This is a genomic window from Paenibacillus polymyxa (assembly GCF_015710975.1).
Classification (GTDB): domain Bacteria; phylum Bacillota; class Bacilli; order Paenibacillales; family Paenibacillaceae; genus Paenibacillus; species Paenibacillus polymyxa.
Genome location: NZ_CP049783.1, coordinates 3,546,958 through 3,563,887, shown reverse-complemented (window position 1 = coordinate 3,563,887; position 16,930 = coordinate 3,546,958). Strand labels below are relative to the sequence as shown.

Annotated in this window: 15 protein-coding genes; 2 read left to right on the top strand and 13 right to left on the bottom strand. The window is 42.2% G+C overall.

Annotated elements, in window-relative coordinates; translation table 11 throughout:
* Positions 1-207: 207 nt before the first annotated feature.
* Entirely contained in the window at positions 208-1,407 is a 1,200-nt protein-coding gene (locus tag G7035_RS15945) for an MFS transporter (protein ID WP_017428314.1), read from the bottom strand.
* A 251-nt stretch (positions 1,408-1,658) separates the two neighbouring features.
* Here G7035_RS15945 and G7035_RS15940 point away from each other — a divergent pair, with 251 nt between their 5' ends.
* Together G7035_RS15940 and G7035_RS15935 are read left to right on the top strand one after the other, a co-directional pair.
* Positions 1,659-3,419: a methyl-accepting chemotaxis protein gene (locus tag G7035_RS15940; RefSeq protein WP_019688179.1), complete on the top strand. Its 1,761-nt coding sequence runs from the start codon at positions 1,659-1,661 to the stop codon at positions 3,417-3,419.
* 301 nt (positions 3,420-3,720) lie between these two features.
* Positions 3,721-5,316 (top strand): S-layer homology domain-containing protein, encoded by a 1,596-nt coding sequence (locus G7035_RS15935; RefSeq protein ID WP_019688180.1) that lies wholly within the window; start codon positions 3,721-3,723, stop codon positions 5,314-5,316.
* Positions 5,317-5,405: 89 nt separating this feature from the next.
* On the opposite strand, the gene G7035_RS15930 is transcribed toward G7035_RS15935, so the two are convergent.
* From G7035_RS15930 to G7035_RS15875, 12 genes are all read right to left on the bottom strand, one after another.
* Positions 5,406-6,368 (bottom strand): helix-turn-helix domain-containing protein, encoded by a 963-nt coding sequence (locus tag G7035_RS15930; protein WP_019688181.1) that lies wholly within the window; start codon positions 6,366-6,368, stop codon positions 5,406-5,408.
* 130 nt (positions 6,369-6,498) lie between these two features.
* Complete coding sequence (locus G7035_RS15925; protein ID WP_019688182.1) at positions 6,499-6,894, bottom strand: hypothetical protein; 396 nt, start codon at positions 6,892-6,894, stop codon at positions 6,499-6,501.
* Positions 6,895-6,934: 40 nt separating this feature from the next.
* Positions 6,935-7,918, bottom strand: coding sequence for a sensor domain-containing diguanylate cyclase (locus G7035_RS15920; protein ID WP_019688183.1), 984 nt, complete (start codon positions 7,916-7,918; stop codon positions 6,935-6,937).
* Positions 7,919-7,942: 24 nt separating this feature from the next.
* On the bottom strand, positions 7,943-8,749 hold the full coding sequence (locus G7035_RS15915; protein WP_019688184.1) for an alpha/beta fold hydrolase: 807 nt from the start codon (positions 8,747-8,749) through the stop codon (positions 7,943-7,945).
* Between the two features lie 86 nt (positions 8,750-8,835).
* Entirely contained in the window at positions 8,836-9,186 is a 351-nt protein-coding gene (locus tag G7035_RS15910; RefSeq protein WP_206704146.1) for a hypothetical protein, read from the bottom strand.
* 106 nt (positions 9,187-9,292) lie between these two features.
* Entirely contained in the window at positions 9,293-10,129 is an 837-nt protein-coding gene (locus G7035_RS15905) for a methyl-accepting chemotaxis protein (protein ID WP_016821777.1), read from the bottom strand.
* Between the two features lie 226 nt (positions 10,130-10,355).
* Positions 10,356-11,813, bottom strand: coding sequence for a glycoside hydrolase family 1 protein (locus G7035_RS15900; protein WP_019688186.1), 1,458 nt, complete (start codon positions 11,811-11,813; stop codon positions 10,356-10,358).
* Between the two features lie 28 nt (positions 11,814-11,841).
* Positions 11,842-13,758, bottom strand: a complete 1,917-nt coding sequence (locus G7035_RS15895; RefSeq protein WP_019688187.1) for a beta-glucoside-specific PTS transporter subunit IIABC — start codon at positions 13,756-13,758, stop codon at positions 11,842-11,844.
* A 116-nt stretch (positions 13,759-13,874) separates the two neighbouring features.
* Entirely contained in the window at positions 13,875-14,702 is an 828-nt protein-coding gene (gene licT, locus G7035_RS15890; RefSeq protein WP_019688188.1) for a BglG family transcription antiterminator LicT, read from the bottom strand.
* Between the two features lie 395 nt (positions 14,703-15,097).
* Complete coding sequence (moaA, locus tag G7035_RS15885; RefSeq protein WP_019688189.1) at positions 15,098-16,114, bottom strand: GTP 3',8-cyclase MoaA; 1,017 nt, start codon at positions 16,112-16,114, stop codon at positions 15,098-15,100.
* 68 nt (positions 16,115-16,182) lie between these two features.
* A complete protein-coding gene (locus tag G7035_RS15880) occupies positions 16,183-16,416 on the bottom strand; it encodes a MoaD/ThiS family protein (RefSeq protein WP_016821782.1) in 234 nt (77 codons plus the stop codon).
* On the bottom strand, positions 16,409-16,852 hold the full coding sequence (locus G7035_RS15875) for a molybdenum cofactor biosynthesis protein MoaE (protein ID WP_026065414.1): 444 nt from the start codon (positions 16,850-16,852) through the stop codon (positions 16,409-16,411). The genes G7035_RS15880 and G7035_RS15875 overlap by 8 nt, the downstream gene beginning before the upstream one ends.
* Positions 16,853-16,930 lie beyond the last annotated feature (78 nt).

Genomic DNA, 16,930 nt, shown 5'->3' with positions numbered 1-16,930 from the left:
ACACGTTTTCAAAAAACCTGATTTAAAGACCTGAGTGCGTACAAACTGTATTTTTTGTTTAATGCCACCCATTTTTGCCGGATTTCCATAAGCTCTTCACTCCCTTCTGATTTTCCTGAAATTTCTTATAACTTATTATAATAGATATAGGCTTCCGGTGAGTATACTCCGGAAGCCTATGGATTCATCTAACCACTCTTTTATTTATCATGCCTTGTCAGGCACAGGCTTACTATTCCCGTCTCCCTTTTTTACCCCCAGCATAACGATAGCCATACAAGCAACCAGAACCGCTATAAGAATAAAGGGAATATATTTGTCTACTCGATATAAAGTGGTCGTCAAAATAGGAGCAATGATCGCGGAAATTCCCTGTATCGCAGCTACCAGCCCTGCTGCTCCCCCTTGCTGTTCTTGACTGACCGAAAGCGAAGCACCTGCCATAAATCCGGGCATCAGTAAGCCCGTGCCTATGCCAAACATAAAGAACGCTGCATAGTAAAGGACCAAGCTGGCTGAAATCAGAAAAAATGCCATTCCAGCAATCAGGAATAGAGAACCGAGCAAAATCATCGGCTTAGGCTGCCATTTAAGCCATTTCATTTGGATGATCTGCACGATCAGCATCGCTGCTCCGGAGAACATAAGTCCAAAGGAAACAACTCTTGCTGTTTCTTCGGATGTAAGACCTAACTGATCTTGAAAATAAAAACCACCTATAACCTGAATAGTCACAATACTAATCATCGTAACCAAGCCTGCAAACAAATACATTCTTAGACCTGGCTGGAGGGGATTAATTCGAGCAGGTTTTTGCTGAATAACAGGCTGGGCGGCCGGAATCGCCAGTAGAGACACCACGAATGCAACAGCGGCAATGACAATTCCAAAGTATAAGGGCCATAACAGTCCTATTAAAGTAAAGGCACCTGCAATCGCGGGGCCAAATACCAGCCCAAGCCCATTCGCCGCACTAATAATAGCCATACCACTTCCACGCTCTTCACCCTCCGTTACATCCCCCATATAAGCTTGGGAAGATGACAACACCGCCGGGATAAAGCCGCCAATTAAGCCGCGTGTAACAATCAGCAGGACTAACAGCAGTCCCCCACTGAGCCAACCCTTTAATCCTGCAAAAAGGGTAAGCGTAAACAACAGACAGCTTACACACATCCCTATAAACCCAAGCAAAATCACAGGCTTGCGGCCCTTTGCATCACTCAGATTTCCCCATACTGGAGCCATTAAGGCCATCGTTATAGAACCAAGCGATATAATTATTCCGGAATGGCTTTCTCTTAAGCCTAATTCACGAATAAGGGGCGGCATAATTGGAGCAATGAGCATGAGCCCTAGCATAGCCACAAAAACACTGAAAAAGATGCTCCCTTTTATTCTATTCATCCTCGCACACTCCTCTGTTATAGATTCTCTCTATGCAGAAGTATACGGAGCATACCAAAAAGCTACTGCCTATAGACGGATAAATTTGCGGTTAAACGGATTTAATTTAGCCTATAAAACAGCAGCCAGGCTGAAAGGGCTTAATTTCCTGACGAGTTTTTACGATATATGATGTACAGTCTTTTTACCTTTAGTAACAAAACGCAGTTGTGGGTTGAGTCTGTATATCGATCTCTAAGGGGGAAATCACAGTGAAAACAAAGATAGGATCAATCATGAAGGTGAGATCGTTAAGGGCGAAGTTAACCATAATGTGCTTGATTATTTTAATTGTACCTACTTTTGTGATTGGAAGCAGTTCTTATGTTGTTTCTAAGAATGAAATGAATGAATCAGGCAAAGTGGCACTTAAGAATAGTGTGCAAATGGTAATTGGTATGATTAGTTTCCTCAATGGGCAAGTCGAAGCCGGTAATTTAACATTGGAGGAAGCACAGGAAAAACTGCGCATCGAACTGCTCGGTGTAAAAGATGCTAATAACAAAAGACCGGTAAAGATTAAATATACTGTAGGTAAAACAGGTTATCCGTGGGCAGTCAACCAAGATGCCGTTTCAGTGATGAACCCTTCAAATGAAGGCCAGGATTTAATAAATGCCGTATCCGAAGACGGTGTGCATGTGGGAAAAGAGTTTGTAAAAGCCGGTACAAACGGCGGGGGATTCGTCACTTATAAATGGGCTTTACCTGGTACAGATCAAGTAGAGACGAAAATCTCGTACGTTGAAAAGGATCCTTATTGGGGGTGGATCATCGGTTCTGGAGCATATTTTAACGAATTTAACAGCGGAGCGACCAAAGTCCTTTATATTGTCCTGATTATTACGGCTGTTGCGGTTATTCTGGGAGCAGTTATCGTAAGCTTTGTTTCGGGACGTTTTACGAAACCTATTATCACGATTGCAAAGCGGCTTAACTCAGTTGCGGACGGTGATTTAACAGTCCAAGAAGTCAAAATGAATTCAAAAGATGAGATCGGTGAGCTTGCACAGGACTTCAATCATATGATTAAAAATATTCGATTTCTGATCGGTGAGGTAAACCTGTCCACAAAGCAGGTCGCTGCTTCCTCGAAAGAATTGACCCTTGGAGCAGAGCACACTGGACAGGCAACCGAGCATATCACCGTCGCAATTCAGGAATCGGCGGCCGGTGCGAAGGAGCAGCAACTGATGCTTCAGAAGACAACCAGCTCGCTTGAGGAAATTTCAATAGGTATGCAACGGATCACGGATAGCTCCTTGACTATTGCTGAATCGTCTGCAGACGCGATGGAAATGGCGAGCCTTGGCGGTACTGCTGTACAACATACAGTGAAGCAAATGGACTTGATTAACCATTCTGTCAATGAAACCGATGCGGTTATGAGAATGTTGGATGAACGCACTCAACAGATCGACACGATGCTACATGCCATTACGGATATCGCACAGCAGACCAATCTGCTTGCCTTAAATGCTTCGATTGAGGCTGCCCGTGCAGGCGAAGAAGGCCGCGGTTTCTCCGTAGTTGCTTCAGAGGTAAGAAAACTGGCCGAACAATCGAATCAGTCTTCCGGGCAGATTTCTGAGTTGATTCAGAATATGCGCAAAGATATGGAGCATTCGCTTCAGACCATGGAACGCGTAAAACAGGATGTCGACTCCGGCATTAAAATTGCCAATGAGACGGAGCAGCAGTTTAATAAAATTGTGGCGTCCACCAATCATATCGCACAGCAAACGGAAGAGCTTGCAAGCATCACGGAGCAAATAACCGCAAGTGTCCAGGAAATTTCAGCAAGTGGAGAAAACGTATCGAGTCTGGCGCTCCAAGCGGCGGACAACTCGCAGAATATTGCAGCGTCTGCAGAAGAACAGCTAGCTTCGATGCAGCAGATCACCAGCCTGGCAACGACCTTGTCGGATATGTCACAGAAATTACAGGATCTAACGGTCAAATTTAAATACTAACGGAATAAGTCTTTCCAAAATATCACGCTAAACTGTCATTCATATTATGAGGTCAACCATTTCTTTCTGGTTGACCCTTTTTGCATTTGCTCTGAGAAATTACGGAAAAGGCTCGCAAATCGTGATCCCCTTCTAGCCATGTGAATTGGGCACGGTTTTTATCGATTTGGTTCAGAATTGGTTCAGAGGCATTTAGTATAGTAAATCAGTAGTGTAAGAAAGAAAATTATATTAGTAGGTTAGTCATCATGGAGGATCTTAGTAAGTTCATCGTGACACCGGAATTTTATGGAGGAAATTTATGCGTAAAATCAAGTCTTTTTGTTTATCTTATCTTGCTGTTATCGTTTTATTTGGAACCTGGACATGGAGTTTTTCCGAGAGTGCAGTGTATGCAACCTCCCCACCAGCACCTAGTGTAACGGATGCTGTGTATGCTACTGAAACCACGGTAACGAGTTGGACAAACCCTTCTAAACAAGGCCAATCCGTAACGTTTAGCATCAAAACCATCTCAACTCCACAAATTACGAAGGATTTAACCGGCACGGTGGTCCTTATGGATGGTACGGATATATTAGATACGCTGACGATGAGGCCAAATGGCATTGCGAATGGATATGCCACTGCCACTTACACCACAAGTAATTTAAGTGTGGGAAGTCACCCGATTACGGCTATATATAGTGGGGATGCTCGTTTTATTCCCAGTACATCTGAGCCATACATTCAGGTCGTAAATGCATCTGCACCTGCGCCTACACCTTCACTGAGACCTACAGTAACTACAGTATTGAGTTCGACGAATCCGTCTAGTCAAGGTCAAGAAGTAAGGTTTAGCGTGAGGACAACTTCAAACCCACAAACGTCGGGCGATTTAACTGGAACGGTCATTCTTATGGACGGCACGAATGTATTAGATACGCTGACGATGGAGCCGGTGGGCATTTCGAACGGCTATGCCAATGGGTACTACACTACAAGAGACTTAAGTGTGGGAAGCCACGCGATCACTGCTATATACAGCGGGGATGCTCGATTTGCCCCGAGTACATCTGAAGCGTATATACAGGTTGTAAATGGAAATGCAAGCACTGGTGGTACTGAAAACACTGGCGGAACTGGTGATACTAGCAATAACGACAGCAGCAGTAGCAATAAAAAAGATAAGAAGGATAACACGGATAGCAGTGATTCATCTTCTTCCAGTGAAACAACCACACCTTCATCACCATCGGTTTCTTCAACGGTTTTACCGACTCCAGAAATCATGCCAGTAGAGCAATCCGAGGTTGCGCATGAAAAATATATAACGGGTTATCAGGATGGTACTTTCCGACCGGACCAGTCGATTACACGGGCTGAAACCGCTGCAATGATGGCTAGGATTATGAAGTTGGAGACAAAAGAAGGCTCAACGACATACAAAGATGTACCTAGCACGTATTGGGCAAAGGATTCGATTATAGCACTTACGACACAGCACCTCATGAATGGGTATGCAGATGGAACATTTCGACCAGAGCAACCCATTACCCGTGCAGAAATGGCAGCAATACTCGCATCCTGGAAGCAGCTTAAAGGAACACAAACCGCAGCTTCTCCTTATACCGATATCGAAAAACATTGGGCAAGAGATTCCATTGTAGCGTTAGCTAATGCAGGATGGATTACCGGCTATAATGATGGAAGCTTCCAACCCAATAAATATATAACACGCGTAGAAACCGTTACAATTTTGAACACAATCTTAAAACGAGGACCCCTGGAAGGAACCATTCAGGCTACATGGAAGGATGTACCAACAGATTACTGGGCATTCAAAAATATTGAAGAAGCGTCTCGTACCCATACTTCAACCATCAATACAGATGGCATTGAAACTTTCGTGAAATAAGCACGAAATAAAAAGGCTGGAATCCTATCTATACAGGGTTCCAGCTTTTTGTTTACTTAATATTTTTTAACATGGTCAAAACAGAATTTTTAAAATAATTTCTTTAAAGATGATGGCTTCACTCCGTATTCCCGGAAAAATTGCTCTGAAAATGCACTCACATTACTGTATCCTACAGCCATCGCAGCTTCTGTTACATTGCTTTCCTGGCTTCGAAGCAGCTTCATCGCATATTCAAGACGAATTTGGCGCAAATGTTCAAATACAGTTGTTCCAAAACATGCTTTGAATCCTTTTTTTAATTTAAAATCATTTAATCCAACCTTTTTTGATAATGCGATCAGTGAAGGAGGATCAATCATGCTGGATTCAAGGATTTGCCGAGCCATATGCAACTTTCTGACATCTTCTTTAGATAGGCCTTCGGGCATGGGAGTTAAATCAAATAATTGAATCATAAACCTATTCAAAATCTCTAGTGCCGCTGCTTCCATTAATAAAGGCGATCTATGCACACTTTTCAAGTCTTTGATCAAATGTTCAATCATCACTATACTTCTGTGATCCAGTTCAAAACTAAGATGATGGAACGCGGCACCCTTCAGAATTTGACTAAATTCAATAGCTACCTGTCGACGAGCTGCCAACTGTGAAGCTGCATAATTAAACAACGAGACAGGAATGCCAAGCGCAAAGGATTGGTATTGTTCGTTAACGGGAGGATGGAAATATGCTTTGAAATCCTGTAAAAAAATAAGAGCACCCCGCCCTATCGGGAGCGTGTAGTCCAGACCAGCTATATTTACATGACGTTGACCCGAAAGTGCAAATTGAAGTTCAATCATTTGTCCTCTGGAGGCAAAGTTCGTCGGATAAGGCTCGTGATATTGAATATGCGAATACACAATCTCGATTCCGCTGTAAGTCGTAACTCGGTAAATATGTCCGTCGCCCGCTTCCGGTAACATTATATACGTATGCTCGTTTTGTTTTCTAAACGGAGTTTTTTCTAAATAATGCTGATATATTAATGATAACGAATTTGAATTCACTAGCGTCCACCTCAAAGGTTTTCATTCATTCTGATACCACAAATGAGAATCGTTATCATTAATATTAGCTGAATTTGACTGGTTTGACCAGGCTTATTGGAGTATGCTGTGGAGATATTCGGGGAATCTATTAATCCCAATCCATATAAAACGTTGCCTTCAATTTACCCTTCTCACATGCTGGGCAGCTCAAATGAACCGGCACATTGTTTTCAATGTGTTCCTGCTGCATAACACTCGCGCATCTAGGACAAGCATAAGAAATTTTATACTGTGATGAGTCCGATTCCATCTCAATAAACAATTCATTGCGGATGGCCTGACAGACCGGGCACACATACAGAGCGTCATAAGCATCATATCTCGTCGAAGGGTTGCCTATGAATTCCTCAATACGCCGTTTAAGGGCAGCATCCTGTACAAACGAAGCAATGGATTCCAAACGCATATACAATAAACCAAACCCGACAAATATGTTCTCAGTATAAGCACAGATATCACAGTCCAGCTTGTACGCTTCGCCCATTTTATCCTCCAGCTCTTCATATAGTTAATGAAGCCTCTATCTATCTCTTTACGAGACTTGCTGAATGCGTGACCTGGTTTCTCCCGCCACTCTTAGAAGCATACAGTGCCAAATCCGCTTGATGAACTATCGATTGTTCCGTATCCGCTTGCGTAACCGTTGCCACACCGATACTCACAGTAATGCTGTATTCTCCCCAATCCCTTGAGGCCGTCATGGAACGATATCTTTCTGCCGTACGAATGGCTTCCTCTTGATCGTTGCCCGGAAGAATAATGACAAACTCCTCGCCACCATAACGAGCGACAATGTCTATCTCCCGTGACATGGATTGTAGTAACTCAGCCAGATTAGTGAGCACCAGGTCGCCCACCGGATGACCATAAGTATCATTAATGCTTTTGAAACGATCAATATCAATGATCAGCAACGAGAAAGGTATTCCGGTCTCTTGAAAGGAGGCTAGGCTGATTTGTAATTGATCTTGAAAATATCTTCTATTTTTAAGCCCAGTTAACGGGTCGGTTGACGCCATCGTTTCTAGCTGGTGATTGATCCGCACTAGTTCCTGCTGTTTGATTTCATATTCTTCGTGCAACCGTTCAAGCTTCTGGTTTGCTTCATTCGTCGCCTGATATAATTCCTGAAGCTTGGTTTTGGTCTGTAGTATATCTTTCTCATATTCAATCCGCTTACGCATCATAAGCACTACACAATCAATAACAGCTTCTCCATTGCGTTCCTGCCGAATCCCGTTTAGAAGTACAGGCACATCCTGTCGATCACTTGTGCGAAACGAGAAGTACATCTCATCAACATGCCCGTACAACTGGATGTAGGGATAAAAATAAGTATGAAAAAATAGCTTGTTCGTAACAGACATTGTCGTTTCAATCGGCCGCCCGAGCAATTGATCGCGTTCATAAAGAAGCATGTCCAATAAAGTTTGATTTACCGATTGAATGATCCCAGCGTCCGAAATTGAAAAGTATCCACAGGGAGCTTTATCTAATTGAATATCCATTGCACGACTGCCTTTCTTTCAATATTACACACTGGCTAAATATTCTTTGATTAAATCGCTCGTTTCTCCTGGTTGGCTTAAATGAGGATAATGCCCCTTTGCTCTCATCTGCTGAAGTCTGCTATTTCTAAGATGGGTATGCAAATAATCCCCTACCTCAATTGGAGCAATACTATCATCAGAGCACTGGAGAATAAGCGTAGGAACCGAAGCATGCTGAAGATCGACACGGCAATCTGAAAAAAATGTAACCTCTGCGAATTGCCGTGCAATATGAGGATCTCTGGAGCAAAATGCCTTTTCCAACTCTTCGGTTAAGTCCCCTCGCTCGGGATTTTGCATAGCAATGGGCGCCATGTAACTAGCCCAGCCAATAAAGTTCATTTGCATCATATCCAGTAATTCATCAATATCACTCTTATCGAAACCTCCATAATAAGAAGGCAGGTCATTCACATAGCGTGGAGAAGGACCGAGCATGACAATGCGTTCAAAATATTGAGGGCTTCGGATGGATGCGAGCATTCCGATCATGCTGCTAACGGAGTGTCCGACGAATATGGTATTCCGTAATTCTAACGCTTCCATAATATCCAGCACATCTTGGGCATATCCTTGCAAGTCACTGTATTTTTGGGAATCATAGTATTTTATTTGGGAATCTCCAGAACCAACGTAATCAAATAAGACGATTTGGTAGTTGTCGATAAAGCTAGGGACGATATAACGCCACATATCCTGATCGCATCCAAAGCCGTGAGCAAATACAATCGTCTGGCTGCCTGTACCCAACACTTTTACATTATTACGTCGGAGAATATCAACGGTCATTGTAAATCACCTCTCTGAGGTAGTATCTGTTCTATGGCTTCTCTTCCCTATTATATCGGAAAAGATTTGATTATGGATAATGGATCTCATTCATAAATCCAGCGTTTAATGATCCCCTTTACCTTGTGCACATGTTGCTGTGATGGGGAACAAATAATAACTAATTCGTTTTTCCCATTCGTATCTAACCAATAGTGAACATCATCCCCCTCATTAACCGTTTCATGAATGATTCTGATGGATTTATGACTTATTTTCGATTTAGCCGAAAAAATGGGGTTCATATCCATAACTTTCTGACCATTAGAAAAGGATGTGTTGTAATAAGGAATCACCCAGTTCTCTTTATCCTGATCTTGTACTAAATTTAGAAATACACGCACCCAATAATCCTCTAGTTCTGTGTAACTCTGTTCATTCAACCCATTCAAATTCATATATGTATCCACTCCAAATGATTTAATAAACTTAAAAAAGTCTCGCCCTGTGATCACATTTCCATGACGGAATGCACAATTCACAGACCGAGACTTCTTCCAATCTTTATTTTACATCCACATCATTCGTGATTTTCTCTATTAAACCTCTCAAGCCTTGGTTGGTATCATTTAATTGATCAATAATATTCATGAACTCCGACACAAGCTTGGCCTGCTCTTGGGAAGATACAGTAATCTGCGTAATCTCTTGTTCCATACTATAAACCGATTGTCTGACAGCTTGCAAGGATTGCTCGATTCGCCCAGTGGCTTCCTTGGTGCCCGTAGACATCTTGCGGATTTCTGCGGCAACAACCCCAAATCCTGCTCCTGCCTCACCCACCCGAGCAGCTTCAATGGCTGCATTTAGTCCAAGCAAGTTTGTCTGCTCTGAAATTTCCTTGATGTAGCCAGCCACCTCAGTCACATTACCAGAGTCCTCAACCGCCTTTTTCGTATTGCTTAAAATTTCCTCGGCTGTCGCACTAAGCTCCTCCGAATGGGCTGCTACATGCTGAATCCCTTCCACTAGCTTGCTTGTAACATCCTCTGCTTGGCTCATCAACTTCTTAAGTTGATCCTGATTATCCATACTATAGGTGATGCACATTACTGCCTCAATCTCATTCTGTTCATTCTTTATCGGATGAAAGTAAGAATCAGCAGCAAACCCGAAAACTTCGGCATCATAGCGAACTCGGGTCTTTTCTCCGCCTACTAGCATTTTGAAGTTCTTGTGTACATCAGGGAGAGGGTCGCCTGCCTTGAAATCATAGACTAAACTTTTCCCCGACTGAAAGAATAGAAATTTTTCTTTATCCATTACAGATATTAAAACATCATGTCGTGCAGCTTCTCTAATAAACGGCATGGCAGACAAAACAGCTTCTACTTGATTCATAATATGTATCCACTTCCTTATATTTTGTTATCCACCCTACCCTTTATTTCGACATTTTCACCCCATGTGTTTAGTAAAATTAACATACGATTGACTATGTTGATCCCCTAAATTGTATACAACCTCCGTCGTTTACTGAAGGGAAGTCGTTTTAAATCCAAACAGCGCATACCTATGGGATTGGTACGCGCTGACTGTATCACTTTTTGAAGACACACACTAAGGCTTAATCCAACTGTTCTCCATTGGTTTCGATCACGTTCTTATACCAATAGAAACTCTTCTTTCTGAATCTGGCAAGTGTCCCTTTCCCTTCATTATCCTTATCCACATATATGAATCCATAGCGTTTTTTCATTTCTCCGGTTCCTGCACTAACCAGATCAATACATCCCCAAGGAGTATAACCGATTAAATCTACTCCATCAGCAATGGCTTCTTTCATTTGCTCAATGTGTCGCTTCAGATAATCAATTCGATAATCATCCTGAATGGAGCCGTCTTCTTCTACGGTATCCACGGCGCCCAGACCATTCTCCACAACCATTAACGGAATTTCATATCGGTTATAAATGTTATTGAGCGACCATCTCAATCCCTGCGGATCGATTTGCCAGTCCCAGGCACTTGCTTTTAAATAGGGATTCTTTAATCCCATGGATAAATTCCCACCCACCTTCTCCTGATTGGGGTCTGCACTGACACAAGTAGATGAATAATAACTGAAGGTATAGAAATCTACGCCACCTTCTTTTAAGACATCCTCATCATTGTCCTGCATCGTAATTTGGATATTATGTTCTTTAAAATATCGTTTGGCAAATCCGGGATAAGCACCTCTTACTTGAACATCTGAACATAGGAAATTATTCAAGTTATCCTTTTGTTGAGCGAGCAAAACATCATCGGGGTTACAGGTAAGTGGGTATGAACACATATAAGCAATCATACAGCCAATTTTAAAATCCTTATTGATTTCATGCCCCAGCTTTACTGCCTTTGCACTGGCTACAAATTGATGATGCAAAGCTTGATACAGGACCTGCTCATCCTTCACTGTAGCATGGGCAAGCTCTCCATTCCCCTCTGGCATCATCGCTCCAGCCATGAACGCCCCAAAAGACAAGGTTAAGATATTGATTTCATTAAAGGTGAGCCAGTATTTTACAACATCTTTGTATCTGTTAAAAAGAACTTCACAATATCTTACATAAAAATCTACCACTCTGCGATCTGACCAGCCGTTATATTTTTGGGTTAAATGAAACGGTGCTTCATAATGTGAGATCGTAACCAACGGCTCAATGTTGTACTTTTTTAATTCTGCGAACACACGATCATAGAACTGCAAGCCTTGCTCATTCGGCTCTGTATCATCTCCGTTAGGAAATATTCTGGACCAAGCGATGGACATTCTAAAAACCTTGAAACCCATTTCAGCAAATAATCGGATATCCTCTTTATAATGATGGTAGAAATCAATAGCCTCGTGACTTGGATAGTTCATTCCTTCTTCCAATACAGGCGTAATTCTTCGGGAAATAGTATGCGTCCCGGCTGTTATTACATCAGCAGTGCTTAGTCCCTTACCATCCACGTTATACCCACCTTCAAATTGGTTAGCAGCCGTGGCCCCTCCCCATAAAAATCCTTGTGGAAACTCCTTGGTTATATTATTGTTCATAGTTCATTCCTCCTAAAATATGGGTAGCTTAGACCATGACCGTCAACAAATCCTCTTTATAACCAATCGTCTTCTTCTCCGTTTCAATAACATCCAAGTAACTAGCAGTGTTGGCAACAATTACAGGAGTAGTCAGAACATAACCAGCCTCTTGGATAGCCTCCAGATCAAACTCCATGAGCAATTGTCCCTTTTTGACGGCTTCCCCTTGTTTTACTTTGGGATAAAAATGTTTGCCTTTTAATTTGACCGTATCCTTGCCTACATGGATGAGGATCTCCACGCCCTGATCACTGGTAATTCCGATGGCATGACCTGACGAAAATAAGGATGTTAATACACCATCTACAGGTGAAACAACCTTGCCTTCGGAAGGCTCAATGGCAATCCCTTTACCCAAAGCACCTGTGGAAAAGGCTTCATCAGTTACCTCAGATAACGGTTTTACGTCACCCATTAACGGGCTGATTACCGTCTCCTGCCTTACTAATGCTTCTCCTCCTTTTGCTGCACCTGTTGTACTCGCTTCTTTTTTCGTTTCTTTCACTTCATCATCTTTGAATCCGCCAAAGAACATAAGCAAGAAGCCTAATACGAAACTTACCAGGATACCGATAACAGCCCCATAAAATCCGCTGTCTATTCCTGACGGACTGATATAGCTCGGAATCGCGAAAATGCCCAAGCCGCCAATGATATAGCCTTTCGTTCCCATCATGCCTATAATACCGCCGCCTACCGCAGACGCTATACAGCTTAAAATGAATGGTTTCTTACGTGGTAATGTAATCCCGTAAATCGCTGGTTCTGTTACACCAAAGATCCCGGAGATGATAGCTGGAATGGAAAGGGATCTCAGCTTTACATTTTTGGTTTTGAACAAAATCGCCAGCACAACACCTGTTTGAGCAAAGGAAGCTCCCAGCGTCGCAGCAAGGATCGGATCGAATTTGAGCACCGCCAAGTTGTTCATAGCGATAGGAACAAGACCCCAGTGCAGTCCAAAAATAACAAATACCTGCCAGAAAGCACCCATGATGATACCTTCTATAATTGGGCTTAAGTTATACACAAAGAGCGTTGCTGCGCCAAGCAGTTGACCTGCCCAAGTCGAGAGTGGTCCAATCACAATCAGCGCTAAGGGTACAATAACTAACAAAGTGAAAAACGGAACCAAGAATGTTCTCACTACGCTAGGGATGACCTTTTTAAAGAAATTTTCTATTTTTGAGCCTACATAGGTGGATATGATAATCGGAAGAACAGTTGATGCATAGCTCATCAGAATGACCGGAATACCTAAGAAGGTGATGTATACTGGTGACTCAAATATAGTGCCGCTAAATAGAGTGTATAGCGGTTTACCCGAGGCTGTTATCGTGCTAAAGGTTGGATAAACAAGTGACGCCCCGATCGCCATACCTATAAAAATGTTGGCATTGAACTTTTTGGCCGACGTATACCCCAGGAAAATAGGGAAGAAGTAGAACAAGCAGTCTCCTAAAGCATTGAGAATTTGATAGGTACCCGATGTAACAGTCAGCCAGCCTATAGCTACAAACAAGGCCGTAAAACCCTTAATCATACCCGTGGCACTCAAGACACCCAGCGTGGGTGTAAATACACCTGAAATAGTATCAATAAACCTATTGAACAAACTGACTTTTTCACCTGATGTTTCTTCTGAATCACCTGCCTGGAAGCCGCCTATCGCAGCAACATCCGCATAAACCTCGGGCACATGATTACCGATCACAACTTGGTATTGTCCCCCGCTTTTTACCACAGTGACGACCCCATCCATACTTTTCAGAACCTCTGTATTGGCCTTGTTTTCATCCTTTAGCTTGAAGCGCAAGCGTGTAATACAATGAGTTAGACTATTTACATTTTCTTTGCCGCCGACATTTCTGAGGATGTCTTTTGCTAATGTCTCATACTTCATTGTAACTGCCCCTTTATTTGTATTTATAAAAAAAGGCAAAACCAAAATAGATCAAATTCGATCTAGGTTGGTTTCGCCTGCATTACCAGTAACAATCCAAGGAGTTATTCAATTGGTCATTGAGTTACGCGCTGAATATGAATCGTTATATACAGTTTTTCTTCATCTGACAATACCGTGTCCAAGTATTTCTCAATCTTTAGCATACAGTTGTAAGCTTTTTTGTACTTTGCTTTCACTTGCCTTAATAGAAAATCATCTTCCAGTGCTAATTTTTTTTCTTTTTGAATTAATCGCTGAAAGAAAAACCTTAAATGTGTAATAAATCGTTCATAGCTGGTCGAGTGTTCATCCAGAGTTATATTGTAAGAATATTTAATAATATTTAAGATATCCTGTATTTTTTGAGTTTGCTGAGCGACATTCGCTACTTTATGGTAGGAGCTGTTGACTTGAGCATTGATTAAATGAAGAGCTATATTACCTGCTTCATCTTCAGACAATCGTTTACCTGTTTCGTCTTCAATAAACTCCAGCGCTTTTAAGCCAACTCCAAACTCTTTAGGATAAAATTTTTTAATTTCCCAGATGAGCGGATTTGCATTTTTAAACCCTTCATCAAACATTTTAAATGCATTGTTCATGTGATCTGTAAGCGAAACATATACATAGTCGCTCAGCTGTGCTTCCAATATGCTCTTTCCATATTCAATGATGTCATAGCATAACGAAACATATTCTGTAGGGACATCCTCTAACAGTAATTTAAATTTCTCTGAAGCATCTTTTTGTTTAAGTACAAACACCTTTTCAATTAAATGCTCTTCTACTTGTTCTCCTGCATTCTTTTTGAATGCAATTCCACGACCCATAACAACAAATTCATGCCTTTTTGAATCTTTGGCTATTATGGCGTTATTATTAAATATCTTTGTTATGATCATTCTGGCTGCCCCCTGATCCCGCAATAATCTAAAAAAGGATTTAGATGCTGGGCGATATTTCAGATAGGTCACAAGACGGTAATAGCCGATCAAGCTTTCGCTGTAAACCAAACTATAATGTGTAGATTTATAAACCCATTAAAATGAAAGCGCATTCATAAAGAGGAATAAGCCCTACACTATCACTCACCTTTCTACGTTATTGCAAATCTGTATACAAAAGAAAAGGCAAAACCCAACACATGGAAGTCCAGTTCCATGTCCCGGGTTTTGCCTTTTCAGTAACAATCCCAAGATCATAATAACATCGAATTTAAGTTTTGCCAACAAAAATGTTTGCGCTTTCTTTTTGGGAATATCCACATCGAATACGGCACATTACCAGGATAAAAATGTCAGCCGCCAATGTAGGACATGTTAATTTTTTTTCTGTTGTTTGTAGTCTGTTCTGTACGTTCATCGGAATACCGATCTATGCGTTGTTCCCATACTGAAGTAATCGCATCAAGTAATTCCTGATCATTCGCCCCGTTACGAAGCATCTGGCGCAAATCAAATCCGTCTGAAGCAAACAAACACGTATAAAACTTACCATCAGAAGATAAACGGGCACGCGTGCAGGATGAGCAAAACGAATCCGAAACCGAAGTAATAAAGCCAACTTGCGCGTCGCTGTCTTTATAACGGTAACGTTTTGCCACTTCTCCAAAGTAATTCTGATCTACCGGCTCCAACTCGTACTCATTCTTAAGTCGCTCCATAATTTCTTCTTTTGTTACTACCTTTTTGAAGCTCCATCCGGTATCGTTACCTACATCCATAAATTCAATAAAACGAAGAGTTATTCCCTGGTCCTTAAAATAAGCAGCCATCGGCAAAATCTCAGAATCATTAACACCTTTTTGAACCACCATATTGACCTTAATCTCAAAACCGATTTCTCTTGCAAAATCGATCTGCTTCAATATAAACGCAGGCTTAATGCCCCGTCCATTCATCTGCCCAAATAGCTCGGGGTTCAGAGCGTCTACACTGACATTAAGCCGTCGCAGTCCCGCGTCATAGAGGTGTTGCGCCTGTTGCCCTAGTAGCAAACCATTTGTGGTCAACCCTATATCCTCAACTCCACTGATAGACAAAATACTAGAGACAAGGTCGGGAAGGTTCGGTCGCATTAACGGCTCACCACCTGTGAGTCGTATTTTTTTGACCCCAAGGCCTACAAAGAGCTCCGTAAGCCGATGAATCTCTTCAAACGATAGGCATTCGCTTTTGGGAAGAAAGGCAAAATCGTCGCCGAAAATTTCTTTTGGCATACAGTAGGAACAGCGAAAATTGCAGCGATCCGTAACAGATATACGTAAATCACGAATCGGACGCCGCAATGGGTCCTTCAGCGGATGTGAACTCATGTGACCACCTTCTTTTTTCATTAGCTGTATTTGACGTTGCGGACATGGACACATGACAAGCACTTTCACTAGCCGCCGCTGACAGGCGGAATAAAAGCTGCGATATCTCCATCCTGCAGTACATCTGTAAGCAACGCGTACTCCTCGTTTACTGCAATTCGTGTAGAATTGATCGGCATATCCGGGTATTTATCTGTGATCCAACTGTATAATTCCCCTACAGTTTGGCCTGCCAAATCTGCCATTTCTTCGAATTTTCCCGTTACTTCACGGAGTCCCGCAAAATAGTACAGCTTAATCATGACTGATTTCCTCCGGCTTTTTCTTTTGTTGTCCGATCCATTGTGTTCCGTTTTCCCATATCTCTCGCTTCCAGATCGGAACGATTTCCTTGATTCGTTCGATTGCGTATTCATTCGCCTTATACGCATCCGAGCGGTGTGGTGAAGAAACAGCGATGACAACGGCAATATCACCGATCTGAAGCTCACCAATCCGATGTGCAATTGCTACTCTTGTCCCTTCCCATTTCTGTTCAATTTCGTGGCCAATCTCTGCAAGCTTTTTCTCAGCCATAGGCACATAGGCCTCGTAAGCAAGATATAATGTCCGTACGCCTTGGGTCCACTCTCTTACGTGCCCTGTAAACACGGTCACCGCTCCCGCTTCTGGTCTTAAGACATAATCTGCATAAATCTGCGGAAGAATGGGCTCCGTCACGATTTCAAATACACTCATCTTTTCCACCTTCCAGCCACCTGGCAAGCTACTCTGCTATGAAAACTCTGCTCACTATTTATATTTCCTGGATCTATA

Excerpts from the sequence above, each read along its gene's own strand:
- G7035_RS15925 (WP_019688182.1), bottom strand. The coding sequence starts at position 6,894 with ATGGGCGAAGCGTACAAGCTGGACTGTGATATCTGTGCTTATACTGAG.
- licT (WP_019688188.1), bottom strand. The coding sequence starts at position 14,702 with ATGATCATAACAAAGATATTTAATAATAACGCCATAATAGCCAAAGAT.
- G7035_RS15895 (WP_019688187.1), bottom strand. The coding sequence starts at position 13,758 with ATGAAGTATGAGACATTAGCAAAAGACATCCTCAGAAATGTCGGCGGC.
- moaA (WP_019688189.1), bottom strand. The coding sequence starts at position 16,114 with ATGAGTTCACATCCGCTGAAGGACCCATTGCGGCGTCCGATTCGTGAT.
- G7035_RS15900 (WP_019688186.1), bottom strand. The coding sequence starts at position 11,813 with ATGAACAATAATATAACCAAGGAGTTTCCACAAGGATTTTTATGGGGA.
- G7035_RS15880 (WP_016821782.1), bottom strand. The coding sequence starts at position 16,416 with ATGATTAAGCTGTACTATTTTGCGGGACTCCGTGAAGTAACGGGAAAA.
- G7035_RS15910 (WP_206704146.1), bottom strand. The coding sequence starts at position 9,186 with ATGAATTTGAATGGGTTGAATGAACAGAGTTACACAGAACTAGAGGAT.
- G7035_RS15875 (WP_026065414.1), bottom strand. The coding sequence starts at position 16,852 with ATGAGTGTATTTGAAATCGTGACGGAGCCCATTCTTCCGCAGATTTAT.
- G7035_RS15920 (WP_019688183.1), bottom strand. The coding sequence starts at position 7,918 with ATGGATATTCAATTAGATAAAGCTCCCTGTGGATACTTTTCAATTTCG.
- G7035_RS15905 (WP_016821777.1), bottom strand. The coding sequence starts at position 10,129 with ATGAATCAAGTAGAAGCTGTTTTGTCTGCCATGCCGTTTATTAGAGAA.
- G7035_RS15915 (WP_019688184.1), bottom strand. The coding sequence starts at position 8,749 with ATGACCGTTGATATTCTCCGACGTAATAATGTAAAAGTGTTGGGTACA.
- G7035_RS15935 (WP_019688180.1), top strand. The coding sequence starts at position 3,721 with ATGCGTAAAATCAAGTCTTTTTGTTTATCTTATCTTGCTGTTATCGTT.
- G7035_RS15945 (WP_017428314.1), bottom strand. The coding sequence starts at position 1,407 with ATGAATAGAATAAAAGGGAGCATCTTTTTCAGTGTTTTTGTGGCTATG.